The following is a 12,599-nucleotide window of genomic DNA, read 5'->3' on the forward strand; positions in this document are numbered from 1 at the left end:
TGAGGAAAACCTGTGAGCGAACAAAAACAGTCTCTTAGCTATAAAGACGCGGGCGTAGATATCGATGCCGGTAATGCACTTGTTGAGCGTATTAAAGGCGTAGTTAAAAAAACCAGACGTCCTGAAGTAATGGGCGGTATCGGTGGTTTTGGCGCACTTTGCGAACTACCAACTGGCTATAAAGAGCCTGTACTGGTTGCTGGCACAGACGGCGTTGGTACAAAACTACGTTTAGCTATTGATCTTAAAAAGCACGACACAGTGGGTATTGACCTTGTTGCTATGTGTGTAAACGACCTTATCGTACAAGGTGCTGAGCCACTATTTTTCCTTGACTACTATGCAACTGGTAAATTAGACGTAGATACTGCGGCTGATGTTGTAACTGGCATTGGTAAAGGCTGTGAGCTTTCTGGCTGCGCATTAATCGGCGGTGAAACTGCTGAAATGCCAGGTATGTACGACGGCGAAGATTACGACATGGCTGGTTTCTGTACGGGTGTTGTAGAAAAATCAAAAATTATCGACGGTACGAAAGTGGCTGCAGGCGACCAATTAATCGCACTTGCATCAAGTGGTCCTCATTCAAACGGCTTCTCATTAATTCGTAAAGTACTTGAAGTATCTGGTGCAGACACAAGCGCAGAGCTTGAAGGCAAAACACTTGGCGATCACCTTTTAGAGCCAACTCGCATTTACGTTAAACAACTACTTGAGTTATTCAAGCAGGTTGACGTTCACGCGTTATCGCACATCACGGGTGGTGGTTTCTGGGAAAACATCCCGCGCGTACTTCCTGAGTCTGCAAAAGCAGTAATCAAAGGCGACAGCTGGGAATGGCCTGTTGTTTTCAACTGGTTACAAGAAAACGGCAACATCACAACTCACGAAATGTACCGTACATTCAACTGCGGTGTAGGTATGGTTTTAGTTGTTCCTGCCGACAAACTTGAGCAAAGCTTAACAATTCTTAAAGATCTTGGCGAAAATGCATGGCATATCGGTGAGATCCAAGATGCGAAAGCAGGCGAAGAGCAAGTAGAAATTTTAGGTGGTCGTGACTAATGACCCCTTGTCGTCTTGTTGTATTAATTTCTGGTAGCGGTTCAAACCTTCAAGCCATCATCGACGCTTGTGCGCGCGGTGAAATCAAGGCCGACATCGCCGCTGTAATTAGTAATAAAGCCGACGCTTATGGCCTTGAGCGAGCTAAAAATGCAGGTATACAAACACGTGTACTTAGCCATAAAGATTTTGACTCGCGTGAGGCCTATGATGCTGAGTTAATGGACATTATTGACAGTTTTGAACCAAATCTGGTTGTATTAGCTGGTTTTATGCGTATTCTAACACCTAGCTTAGTGCAAAAATTTAAAGGAAAAATGTTGAACATTCATCCTTCTTTGTTGCCTAAGTACCAAGGGCTGAATACCCATCAAAGAGCAATAGATGCAAAAGATGAGGTTCACGGCGTAAGTGTTCACTTTGTAACTGAAGAGCTAGACGGTGGTCCCGTTGTGCTTCAGGCCAAAGTACCGGTACTCGAAAACGATACCGCAGACACACTTGCGCAACGTGTTCATCAACAAGAACATATAATCTATCCTTTGGTGGTCAAGTGGTTCAGTGAACAACGACTCAAGATGGAAGCAGATTATGCAGTTTTTGACAAAAAGAAACTTCCTGCACACGGCGCACATTACCCAGAATAAAAAACGAAGTGCCCTACTCGCATGTGTGGGCACTTTATTACTTCCTACCAGTGTTCTAGCTGGCGACCTCACTCAATACCAAGCCAAATACGATGTACTTCGTAAAGGTGAAACCCATGGTAAAGCGGTACGTGAGCTAAAAAAAATCAACGATGGCAACTATGTACTTACCTATCATAGTGAAATTGAATGGATGATTTTTTCTGACTCCCGAAAAGAAACCTCCGAATTTAGTTACCAAGATCATAAAATATCACCTCTTAGCTACGCTATGGAGCGAACAGGAACAGGGCCAGATAAAGAATACACGCTCAAATTCGATCCTGTTCACAAGCAGGTCAACAGTAACCAAAGTAAATACCCGCTGAAATTCGATTGGTCAGACGATTTCCAAGACTCGTTATCGTATCAAGTACAGGTTCGCGAAGAATTAAAGCAAGGTAAAACGCAGCTTTCTTATCCTTTAGTAGATAAAAAAGGCAACCTGCGTAGTTATGACTTTGAAGTCATTGGCACAGAAATGATTTCATTGCCAATCGGTAATATAGATGCAATTAAAGTAAAACGCTTATACGACAACAATAAACGTCAAGCCCTTGCTTGGTTTGCCCCAGAAATGGACTACATGCTAGTTCGTATGTGGAAAGGTGAAAAAGGTGTCGAACAGTTTGAAGTACAACTTAACTCATTCACTGTCACTACACCTGTTACCGTAGCTAATGATAAGTAGTCGCGATTTTACATCGCGAAAAGCGTTTACATCACGAGAAGGTGTCTGCGTTTGGGTAAATTTATCTTTTAAAAGTCGCGGGGTGAACCCGCTGCTACTTAGATTAATTCGCCCATTTTAAATAACGCGAACTCACCTGGCTCCATTTTTTGCCAGCGTTCGTCGTTGGTGAGCGGCCTTGTCGCAATGACAGTAACCACATCATTCGGTGTGGTTTCTTTTTGAAAATCAACCACCATATCAGCATCAATTAATGTCGCTTTACCAAATGGCGCACGACGAGTGATCCAATGCAGATTATTAGTGCAATATGCCAACACATACACACCGTCAGTGAGCAACATATTAAACACGCCCTTTTCACGTAAAGTATGCGCAAGTTTAGCTACATAGCGAAACACGGATGCCATATTTGAAGGACGTTTAGGGTATTTTTCTCGCACTTTATCAAGTAACCAGCAAAATGCTAATTCACTGTCGGTATTTCCAACAGGTCTATAATGCTCAGGTTTTAAATCATGATAATTAGAAAGTTGACCATTATGAGCATACGTAATTTCACGTCCCCATAGCTCACGAGTAAATGGGTGGGTATTTTCAAGACACACACGACCACGATTGCCCTGACGAATATGGCTTATCACCGAAATACTCTTTATCGGGTAAGCTTTAACAAGCTTGGCAATCTCAGACTGGCAACTTGGCTCTGGATCTTTAAACGTACGACAGCCTTTTCCTTCATAAAAAGTAATACCCCAACCATCTTTATGTGGGCCAGTATTGCCACCGCGTTCTAATAACCCTGAAAAACTGAAACAAATATCCGTTGGTACATTGGCCGACATGCCAAGCAACTCACACATAAAACTCTATACCTATATACATAATGAAAGAATTGCATCGCAATGCAGCGTTGCTCGCAGCTATTGTTAAACATAGTGGCACTGTTAGCAACTAGCTCCCTAATTTTTTATAAACTCGATGGGTAAACTATTAAATATATGATGGTAATTTCAAAAATAACTCCTTAAATCAGCTTACTTTGATCTAATGTACAACTTGTTCAAACAAACACAGCAGTAATTACTGTTTTATCCTTGTTCCCCTCTTGATAATTGCTTGTTCTAGCGCTACTCTAAAAGAGGTGGTCTGACCTCTATTAAGGAATAATCAATGACTCTCATATTTTTACTAGGTTTACTCGTGCTGCTTAGCGTTGCGAGTTACCACAGATCAAGCTGGAATACCTGTTTAGGTATTGCCATTGCGACTTTACTTGTTGGCACATTTGCTGGCGCGTTTGGCGCAATTAGTTGGCTACTATTCTTACTTATTGCTGTGCCACTTTCTGTGACTAGCATTCGTCAACAATACATCATTAAACCAATCTTTGCTGCGTTTAAAAAAGTAACACCGACTATGTCGGATACTGAAAAATCAGCTATTGATGCTGGTACTACATGGTGGGAAGCGGATCTATTTTGTGGCCGTCCTGACTGGAACAAATTACATCAGTACCCTGCCCCGAAACTGACTATCGAAGAGCAAGCGTTTATTGATGGTCCAGTTGAAGAAGTATGTAGCATGCTAGATGATTGGCACGCAACGCACGAACTAACTGATTTACCGCAAGATGTTTGGCAATACCTAAAAGATAACAAATTCTTTGCCATGATCATCAAAAAAGAATACGGCGGTTTAGAGTTTTCTGCTTATGCACAATCATGTGTACTGCAAAAGCTAACCAGTAAATCAACGTTACTATCTTCTATCGTAGGTGTACCTAACTCGTTAGGCCCAGGTGAGCTACTTCAGCACTATGGTACTAAAGAGCAAAAAGATCATTACTTACCACGCCTTGCAAGTGGTCACGAAATTCCATGCTTTGCTTTAACATCACCAGAAGCAGGTTCTGACGCAAGTGCAATTCCTGATTACGGTGTTGTATGTAAAGGTCAATGGAACGGTGAAGAGGTTGTCGGTATTAGCCTAACGTGGAACAAGCGTTACATCACTCTTGCCCCTGTTGCCACTGTACTTGGCCTTGCATTTAAACTACAAGATCCAGATGGTTTACTCGGTGAAGACAAAGAACCAGGTATTACTTGTGCACTTATCCCAACAGATACTCCAGGAGTAGAAATTGGCCGTCGCCACTTCCCGCTAAATGTTCCATTCCAGAATGGTCCTACTCGTGGTAAAGATATTTTCGTGCCACTTGATTACATCATTGGTGGCCCGAAAATGGCAGGTCAAGGCTGGCGTATGCTTGTTGAATGTTTATCTGTTGGTCGTGCAATCACATTGCCGTCTAACTCAACAGGTGGCATTAAAACAATTGCGCTTGCAACAGGCTCTTACAGCCGTATTCGTCGTCAATTCCGTTTACCTATTGGTCAAATGGAAGGCGTTGAAGAGTCATTAGCAAAACTTGCAGGTTACGCATACAGCTCTGATGCTGCAGTTAGCATGTCTACAGGTGCTGTTGACCTTGGTGAAAAACCATCGGTTGTATCTGCGATTATCAAATATCACTTAACTGAGCAAATGCGTGAAGCAACGATTCACGGCATGGATGTTCACGGTGGTAAAGGCATTATGCTTGGTCCAAACAACTACCTAGGCCGTGGTTACCAAGGTGCGCCAATTGCAATTACCGTAGAAGGTGCAAACATCTTAACGCGTAATATGATCATCTATGGTCAAGGTGCGATTCGCTGTCATCCATTCGTGTTAACTGAGCTAGGTGCTTGTGCGATTGAAGACCGTGAAGAAGCACTGTCAGTATTCGATAAAGCGTTAATGGGCCACATTGGCTTTACAATTTCGAACCTAGTTCGTACTAAGTGGTTAGCCTTTACTAATGCTCGCTTCACAAGCACGCCATACAAAGACGAAACAGCGGAATTCTACCGTATTGCATCACGTTTCAGTGCATCATTAGCATTAATGTCAGATATTAGCATGGCGGTATTTGGTGGTTCATTGAAGCGTAAAGAGCGTATCTCTGCACGTTTAGGTGACTTACTAAGCTACTTATATCTTGTATCTGCAACACTTAAACGTTACAACGATGAAGGCCGTAAAAAAGAAGATTTTGCGCTTGTTCAATGGAGCTGCCAAGATCACCTTTACCACTGCCAACGTGCACTTGCTGACTTAATCAATAACATGCCATCTGCACCACTTCGTGCAATGCTAAAAATCATGTTATTCCCATTCGGTCGTCCTGTTCGTAAACCTACTGATAAGCTTGAGCACAAACTTGCTCACTTACTACAAGTACCAAGCGAAACTCGTAACCGTTTAGCTAACTACATTTACCTTAAAAACGAGCCGCTTAACCTTGTTGGTCGTCAAGAGCAAACGCTCAAAGACGTACTCGAAGTTGAACCGCTGTTTAATAAGGTATGCCGTGAAAAAGGCGTAAAACTGCCTTTCTTCCAACTTGATAAAGTAGCGCAAATGGGCTTAGAAGCAGGCATTTTAAGCCAAGCAGAAGCCGACAAACTAGCCGCAGTTGAAAAAGCCCGTCTTGACGTTATTAACGTTGACGACTTTGACCCTGCTGACTTAGTTGCTGGTAAAGTTGCTCGTGGTGAAGGCAATAAAAAAGCGGATGCCGCTTAAGCAATAAACATTATTCCAATTGTTATAACGAACCAAACCAGCGCATAATGCGCTGGTTTTTTTTGCGCTAAATATTGCTGTAATACACACCATACTGCCCCAATGGGGATGTAACTCAAGTTAGTGCCAAGCATGCTTATAAGTACCACTAGAGCCACAGCAAAAAATATAAGGCTGGGTAAAAACTGGCTTATGTAAAACTGCTTGCCTAGGTTGGCACTTTGAAAAAATAACCGGTATTTATTAAAAACGGCCAAGCAATCGAACTGCAGCGAGCTCGTTAGCAACACGCATACTGAAAAAGCCACAGCTTGTATCAAGTCACTAAAGTCACTACGAACTGCAATTAGCTGTAATAAAGCGAGCAAGCATACTAGCAATACTGAGCCACGCCATATTAAGCTCCAGCTGTTCTGTAAAAAGTAACTAAGCCAAAATAAGGCAAGCGAGTGTATTTTTAACTTATGACTTATTCTCACAGGGGGAATTAAAGTCGAACAGCAGAAAATAGCTACAAACCCCAAAAAGTATTGCAGCGAAGTTAAACTAACAGGCAGTAGTACCAATACAAAACTTATTAAGAAGCTATAAAAGAGCGCAAGTGGCCTATAAAGAACAAATACCCCACAAAACCATTGCAACAACATGAACAAAAGAAAATGAGGCACTTGTAGCCATTGCTTTAGCGATAGATCCATTGCTATTAATAAACTCGCAATAAGCCAAGCATTACTTAAAAATAGTAATTTGCAGTCAACGCACACTCGCCAAGAAGATTTAAATAAACTGCGCTGAAATGCCCTATTTTGCGCATTTTTAATAGCTGGGGCCATGGCCCATAACATCACCGATTCAAGTAAAAGATAAACCACTGCTAATTTTGCACCGTAAGCGGGAGCTGCATAGCTATCAACTATTTTTCCAAGCCCTAAAAACAACAGTAAAACCAAACCAAGAAATGCAGGACCTAGTACGAGTGCGAACAGCAAGCTAAAACTCTTTAGCTGAGACAGCATACTTTTAAGGGTAGTCGTATATGCTAGATATCGAAAAGAGAGAAATGAGATGTATCTGGCAAAGTAGTCAATCATAATGATGAACACTCAAAACCGTGCTGTAAAAATACCTCCGGTTCATGGCTTGTTATGATGATCTGCCCATTAGGTTTATCATTGAGGTAGTCATCAAGTAAAGTCAGTAAAAATCGAATGCTTTCTTGGTCTAATGCTGCACTCGGTTCATCTAACAACAAAAATGGGGCTTGCTTTAAAAAAGCAATAATAAGCTGGCACTTCTTTTGATTACCACTCGACAAAGCCCTGAAACGGGTGTTCAGATGCTCATCCAACCTAAATCCAGTAATAAGTTGCTCTGGCATTTCTTTCTTTAACGCCTTGCAACTAAGTTCAATAATTTGTCGCGCGGTTAAAAAATCGGGCAGCGCAATACGGTCACTGGCAATCGAAACATAATTTTGAACAGATTCTATTGTTTCACTATTGAATAAAACATACCCTGATTGTGAACTTTCGAGGCCTGCAATGATCATCAGTAATGTTGTTTTGCCCTTGCCATTAGCTGCTTGTAAACAAGTTTTTTTGCCGTTGAACTGCTTATTATAATTTTTAAAAACTTGAGCCGAAGCGAAACGCTTATTGAGGTCTTTAATTTCTATCATGATTATTCCTTTAATTCTGGAAAAATACTAACACACTAGTGTCCACATTTAGTTACACGATTTGTAACAAATATCGACGCTCGAAGGCTTGCGTTTATAAATTGAACAAGTAAGACTCTATTGCGGAAAAATAAAAAGGAATAATTACAATGAAACCGAGTTTCCAATTAGCAGCCATTGCTTGTGCGCTCAGCCTTGCATTAGCAGGATGTTCACAATCAAACCAATCAACAACCAGTACTAATAACCAACAGCAAGTGCAAACAGTTAAGCAATATGATGCTGAGACCTTTTTTGATACAACCTCAATTATGGGCAGTAGCTTTTCGCCGAAGGGCGACAAAGTACTAATAAGCAGCGACGAAAGCGGTATTTATAGCTTGTACGAAGTCGATATTAAAACCGCCAAGAAAACCCGTTTAACAGATTTTGAAGACAGTACTTATGCAGTCGCTTATTTCCCTAACGATGAGCGCGTGCTATTTACTAAAGACTCAGGGGGTAACGAGCGTTATCACATCTATGTTCGCGAAACCGATGGCACAGTTAAAGACCTCACCCCTGGTGAAGAAACCCGTGCAGGATTTGCTGGCTTTACTGAAGATGGTAAACACTTCTTTATAACCAGCAACCAACGCGACGCTAAATTTATGGATCTGTACCGCGTTGATACTAGCAGCTATGAAGTGACCCCTGTTTATCAAAATACTATGGGGCTTGATGTCGGTGCAATCAGCCCTGATGGCCGTTTTATTGCTTTATCGAAAAACAATTCTAACAAAGACAGCGATGTATTCATTCTTGATACTCGCAAAAAAACGCTTAAACCTGAACTCATCACTCATCATGACGACGATGCCAAGTTCGGTCCTGAAACCTTCTCAAGGGACAGTAAATCACTGTATTACTCAACCGATGCCAAAGGTGAGTTTGCAGAAATTTGGCGCTATGATTTAACCACTGGCGAGCATAGCCCTGCCCTCAAAGATGAATGGGATGTGAGCTTTATTTATTTCTCTAAATCTGGCCGTTATCAAGTAAGTGGTGTTAATGCGGACGCAAGCACTAAGGTGTCGATAATCGATACCACCACAGGTAAAGGCATTGCTATGCCATCGCTGCCTGCTGGTAATTTACGAGGTGTAAACTTCTCTGCTGATGAAAAAACCATGGCGTTTTACTTGAATTCAGATACCTCACCAAGCAACTTATTTGTGTGGCAACTCGGTGAGTCGAAAGCTAAACAGTTAACTAACACACTAAGTGATGCAATTGATCAAAGTGACTTAGTTGAAAGCACAATTGTGCGCTTTAAAAGCTTTGATGGTTTAGAAATCCCAGGGGTTTTATACAAGCCTAAGCAAGCAAACAGCAACAACAAAGTACCAGCTTTAGTTTGGGTGCATGGCGGTCCTGGCGGACAAAGCCGCACAGGTTATAGTGCGATGCAGCAGCATCTAGTCAATCATGGTTATGCCATTTTTGCAGTCAATAACCGTGGCAGTTCAGGTTACGGTAAAACCTTCTTCCATTTAGATGACAAAAAACATGGCACTGACGATTTACAAGATATCGTTTATGGTAAAAAGCACCTGCAAAGCCTAGATTGGGTTGATGCAGACAAAATTGGCATCATGGGAGGGAGTTACGGTGGCTTTATGACCGCTGCAGCACTTGCCTTCGAACCTGAAGAATTCAAAGTAGGCATCAATATCTTTGGTGTGACAAACTGGGTTAGAACCTTAAACTCGATTCCACCATGGTGGGAAAGTTTTAAAAAGGCGCTGTATGATGAAATGGGCGATCCAGCTACAGACGGCGAACGTCACCGTGCAATTTCGCCACTCTTTCACGCTAAAAACATCACTAAACCATTAATGGTGATCCAAGGTGCTAACGACCCACGGGTTTTACAAGTTGAAAGCGATGAACTTGTTGCCGCTGTAAAGGCAAATGGTGTGCCTGTCGACTATGTGTTATTTGATGATGAAGGCCATGGTTTTACTAAAAAGGAAAACCGCATAAAGGCCTCAAACGCATACCTTGAGTTTTTAAATACCTACTTAGATAAGTAGTAAAATAGTAAAGATTAAAGGCCGGTTTTATACCGGCTTTTTTATGCAAAATACCTGTATATAAGCAAAATTTAGTAGTTCATACAGTACTGTGCAAAACACTGTATAGCTTTAGTGGTAAATTTCTCACCTTTTTCAACCTTCAAAACAAAACCATAACCAACTGTTTAATAACAACTAAATATTTTTAATTAAAATAAAACTGAACTATTGGTTAAAAAATAGCAAAAAAGTACTTGCGCAAAAACACTGTATAAACTACTGTATACACATACTGTATAAACAACCAGTGAGTGAAAGTTATGTTACAGCCAATTACATTAAGAACAGTTAAAAGCTACCAACAAGATAACGACAAAGCGTCTGTTAATTTAATTCAAATTGAAGACGAAATATCAGCAACCTTTGAGCTATTAAAAGTATTGCATCATTACAATAGCCAAAATGCATGGACACTATTAATTGCCCCTGATCATGTTCCTAGCAAAGCATTATTAGATTCATGTTCGATTGATACCAGCAAACTACTTGTGATCAGACAAAAGCATTTAGTTAACCTTGAGTACGTACTTAGCTCAGCATTACATAACGGTAACTTTGCTGCTGTGATCACATGGACAGATATTGTAAACAACCACCAACTAGATGCTATGAATTTAAACCTTGAGCAGGCATCTGCTAAGTTTTATTGTTTTACAAAAAGCGCCCAATTAAACAATTTAGTACCCCAGCCACAATAGGCTTGTTAAAATAACAATTTATAGTTTTAGGTAAGTTGTTATGACATCACTCACACACTCCCTTTGTCCTTGTGGCAGCGAATTGACTTACGAGCTTTGCTGCCAGCCATTTCATACAGGCGCAAGCCAAGCTGATACTCCACAGCAACTTATGCGTTCTCGTTTTAGTGCTTACGCGCTAAAAGATGCAAAATATGTATTTAGTACCTATGCACAAAGCCAACAAGCCGCTAACTCGGTTCGCGAAATCAAAGATTTTGCTAATAGCTGTCGTTTTACCAAACTAAGCGTTTTAGATACTGAATATAACGAGCAAGAAGGTTTTGTAGAATTTAAAGCAAATTACTTTTACCAAAACTTGTATTGTGAGTTACACGAGAAATCGCGTTTTATTATAGAAAATGGACTATGGCGTTACCTAGATGGTGATATAACGCCCGTTGCAGATATTAAAATTGGCCGTAATGATGAATGCCCTTGCGGTAGCGGCAAAAAATATAAAAAATGTCACGCAATTTAAATCATGGCTAATCACTTTTTATATAGCCAATCTAAACCTTGACTGGCCGTTGTAGGGAAAGCCGTTGCGTGGTGGGCATGTGGAATAACAAATAAATTTGTCATCACGTGTTCGCCACTTTGCTTATTAATTTTATCTACTAATTGTTTAGTACCAGAAACCATTTTTTCACCTTCACTCTCTTCAAGCTCACCCACTGCGATGTAAACTTTTGTAGTGTTGGTAGCTGGTTTTACAGCCATAGCTAATATTGAGTTTTCTTTAAACCACACTGATGGGCTGCCCAGTATATAGCTTGAAAAAAGCGTCGGCTCGGTAAATAAGGTATAAGCAGCAAACAGGCCCCCTAACGAATTACCGACAAGCGTCTTTTGCGTGCCAGTTCGATAATGTGCGTTAATATAAGGGATAACAGTCTGTTTTAAGTAATTTAAATGTTGCTTTGCGCCCCCTGTAGCACGTTTCCACGTCTTATCAACAAACGGTGTGTAATCATGAATTCGGCTATCGAGCCCAGATATGCCCTTTTGATAACCAACAGCAACAAGAATTACCTCTTCAATAGAGCCTGAATTCATCATAAAGCGGCTGGCACCAGAGGCTATGGGTAAATTGTAATTGGCATCTAACAGATAAACCACTGGGTAACGTTTCTGGTTTTGCTTTTGATAGCTACGAGGCAGTTTGATAGTAATGGGGTATTCGTTTTCTGTATGTTTATCTTTTAGCAAAACTGTATTAGTGCGCGGCAAAGTATAGGGTTCAGCCCAAGTGGTAAAGCTTGTCCCAAAAATACAGAACATCAAAATAAAAAGTATATTAGGCATCGTTAATCCTTTAGCCATTTCTTAACGGGTAACACCCACTCATCTTTTGGCTTATAAAATGCGCCATGAGAGAGTCCTGTATTAATGCTTATTTCTTCGAACTTAGTGGCTTCACTCCTATCAATTAAAAATTGGCAAGAGCCAACCTGATCTGAACGTTCAAAGATTGAGTAAACCTTACCGTATGCCCTAACTGATGGATGCTTTTTAATTAAACTGGCACACCCTGCTAATATAATTAAGTTGATATTTGTGCGTTTAAGTTCATTGGCTGCCAGTATCGATAATGCCCCACCCCGTGAAAAACCAACTAGACTAATATGCGACTCAGGAACACCTGCATTTAATAAGATGTCGACATCAGCAGCTAGCTTTTTAGCAAATAAAAATGGGGCCGTGCCTTTTTTTCGGTGGTATGCAATTAAGTTATAGGCTGGATCTGCTAGTGCTTTTTTAATTGCAGGAAAATCATAAGTGCCATATTTTGGATGGCGTGGACGAATGTGCTCACCTTCGACGATGTAACCATGAGAATAAAAAACATAATGCTCATTGCTATTGAAGCTACTAGGAAGCTCATCATAAATCGTATTTGCTTGGACTTGGCATCCGCAAATAACGAGCAGTAATAAAAAACAGCGCATACTAATCCATAGCTAGGCAATAAAAATGGGCCATAAGGCCCAC

At 40.9% G+C, this 12,599-nt stretch carries 12 protein-coding genes; 7 read left to right on the forward strand and 5 right to left on the reverse strand.

Features of this window, described 5'->3' with window-relative positions; all coding sequences use genetic code 11:
- The first annotated feature begins 12 nt into the window (after positions 1-12).
- From purM to L3Q70_RS10095, 3 genes are read left to right on the forward strand one after another with little or no spacing between them, the layout of a single operon-like run.
- Entirely contained in the window at positions 13-1,065 is a 1,053-nt protein-coding gene (gene purM / locus L3Q70_RS10085) for a phosphoribosylformylglycinamidine cyclo-ligase (protein WP_054551593.1), read from the forward strand.
- Positions 1,065-1,712: a phosphoribosylglycinamide formyltransferase gene (gene purN, locus L3Q70_RS10090; protein ID WP_062569381.1), complete on the forward strand. Its 648-nt coding sequence runs from the start codon at positions 1,065-1,067 to the stop codon at positions 1,710-1,712. Before purM ends, purN begins: the two co-directional genes overlap by 1 nt.
- Positions 1,657-2,442: a DUF3108 domain-containing protein gene (locus tag L3Q70_RS10095; protein ID WP_237114209.1), complete on the forward strand. Its 786-nt coding sequence runs from the start codon at positions 1,657-1,659 to the stop codon at positions 2,440-2,442. The genes purN and L3Q70_RS10095 overlap by 56 nt, the downstream gene beginning before the upstream one ends.
- A gap of 98 nt (positions 2,443-2,540) precedes the next feature.
- Here the strand turns inward: L3Q70_RS10095 and L3Q70_RS10100 are convergent, their stop codons facing one another.
- Positions 2,541-3,305 carry a class II glutamine amidotransferase gene (locus tag L3Q70_RS10100; RefSeq protein WP_130150165.1) on the reverse strand — a complete coding sequence of 255 codons (765 nt, stop codon included), beginning with the start codon at positions 3,303-3,305 and terminating at the stop codon, positions 2,541-2,543.
- A gap of 310 nt (positions 3,306-3,615) precedes the next feature.
- Here L3Q70_RS10100 and fadE point away from each other — a divergent pair, with 310 nt between their 5' ends.
- Entirely contained in the window at positions 3,616-6,072 is a 2,457-nt protein-coding gene (fadE, locus tag L3Q70_RS10105) for an acyl-CoA dehydrogenase FadE (protein WP_237114210.1), read from the forward strand.
- On the opposite strand, the gene L3Q70_RS10110 is transcribed toward fadE, so the two are convergent.
- The gene (locus L3Q70_RS10110; protein ID WP_267145281.1) at positions 6,069-7,163 is read right to left on the reverse strand and encodes a DUF6136 family protein; all 1,095 of its coding nucleotides are present in this window, start codon (positions 7,161-7,163) and stop codon (positions 6,069-6,071) included. The two genes, fadE and L3Q70_RS10110, sit on opposite strands and share 4 nt — an antisense overlap.
- On the reverse strand, positions 7,160-7,750 hold the full coding sequence (locus tag L3Q70_RS10115; protein ID WP_237114212.1) for an ATP-binding cassette domain-containing protein: 591 nt from the start codon (positions 7,748-7,750) through the stop codon (positions 7,160-7,162). Before L3Q70_RS10115 ends, L3Q70_RS10110 begins: the two co-directional genes overlap by 4 nt.
- Before the next feature lie 149 nt (positions 7,751-7,899).
- On the opposite strand from L3Q70_RS10115, the gene L3Q70_RS10120 reads away from it, so the two are divergent.
- From L3Q70_RS10120 to L3Q70_RS10130, 3 genes are all read left to right on the forward strand, one after another.
- Entirely contained in the window at positions 7,900-9,825 is a 1,926-nt protein-coding gene (locus L3Q70_RS10120) for a S9 family peptidase (protein WP_062569389.1), read from the forward strand.
- 302 nt (positions 9,826-10,127) lie between these two features.
- Positions 10,128-10,565, forward strand: coding sequence for a SulA-like leucine-rich domain-containing protein (locus tag L3Q70_RS10125; RefSeq protein ID WP_062570020.1), 438 nt, complete (start codon positions 10,128-10,130; stop codon positions 10,563-10,565).
- Positions 10,566-10,605: 40 nt separating this feature from the next.
- Positions 10,606-11,085 (forward strand): YchJ family protein, encoded by a 480-nt coding sequence (locus L3Q70_RS10130; protein ID WP_237114213.1) that lies wholly within the window; start codon positions 10,606-10,608, stop codon positions 11,083-11,085.
- 11 nt (positions 11,086-11,096) lie between these two features.
- On the opposite strand, the gene L3Q70_RS10135 is transcribed toward L3Q70_RS10130, so the two are convergent.
- Together L3Q70_RS10135 and L3Q70_RS10140 are read right to left on the reverse strand one after the other, a co-directional pair.
- Entirely contained in the window at positions 11,097-11,912 is an 816-nt protein-coding gene (locus L3Q70_RS10135) for an alpha/beta hydrolase-fold protein (protein WP_237114214.1), read from the reverse strand.
- Between the two features lie 2 nt (positions 11,913-11,914).
- Complete coding sequence (locus tag L3Q70_RS10140; protein ID WP_237114215.1) at positions 11,915-12,556, reverse strand: alpha/beta hydrolase; 642 nt, start codon at positions 12,554-12,556, stop codon at positions 11,915-11,917.
- Between the last annotated feature and the right edge of the window lie 43 nt (positions 12,557-12,599).

It is taken from the genome of Pseudoalteromonas sp. CF6-2, from assembly GCF_021729425.1.
Lineage (GTDB): Bacteria > Pseudomonadota > Gammaproteobacteria > Enterobacterales > Alteromonadaceae > Pseudoalteromonas > Pseudoalteromonas arabiensis.

Bases quoted from the DNA above. Each gene is read 5' to 3' on its own strand.
- L3Q70_RS10125 (WP_062570020.1), top strand. From the start codon at position 10,128: ATGTTACAGCCAATTACATTAAGAACAGTTAAAAGCTACCAACAAGAT.
- L3Q70_RS10120 (WP_062569389.1), top strand. From the start codon at position 7,900: ATGAAACCGAGTTTCCAATTAGCAGCCATTGCTTGTGCGCTCAGCCTT.
- L3Q70_RS10140 (WP_237114215.1), bottom strand. From the start codon at position 12,556: ATGCGCTGTTTTTTATTACTGCTCGTTATTTGCGGATGCCAAGTCCAA.
- L3Q70_RS10110 (WP_267145281.1), bottom strand. From the start codon at position 7,163: ATGATTGACTACTTTGCCAGATACATCTCATTTCTCTCTTTTCGATAT.
- L3Q70_RS10095 (WP_237114209.1), top strand. From the start codon at position 1,657: ATGCAGTTTTTGACAAAAAGAAACTTCCTGCACACGGCGCACATTACC.
- L3Q70_RS10115 (WP_237114212.1), bottom strand. From the start codon at position 7,750: ATGATAGAAATTAAAGACCTCAATAAGCGTTTCGCTTCGGCTCAAGTT.
- purN (WP_062569381.1), top strand. From the start codon at position 1,065: ATGACCCCTTGTCGTCTTGTTGTATTAATTTCTGGTAGCGGTTCAAAC.
- L3Q70_RS10135 (WP_237114214.1), bottom strand. From the start codon at position 11,912: ATGCCTAATATACTTTTTATTTTGATGTTCTGTATTTTTGGGACAAGC.
- L3Q70_RS10100 (WP_130150165.1), bottom strand. From the start codon at position 3,305: ATGTGTGAGTTGCTTGGCATGTCGGCCAATGTACCAACGGATATTTGT.
- L3Q70_RS10130 (WP_237114213.1), top strand. From the start codon at position 10,606: ATGACATCACTCACACACTCCCTTTGTCCTTGTGGCAGCGAATTGACT.
- fadE (WP_237114210.1), top strand. From the start codon at position 3,616: ATGACTCTCATATTTTTACTAGGTTTACTCGTGCTGCTTAGCGTTGCG.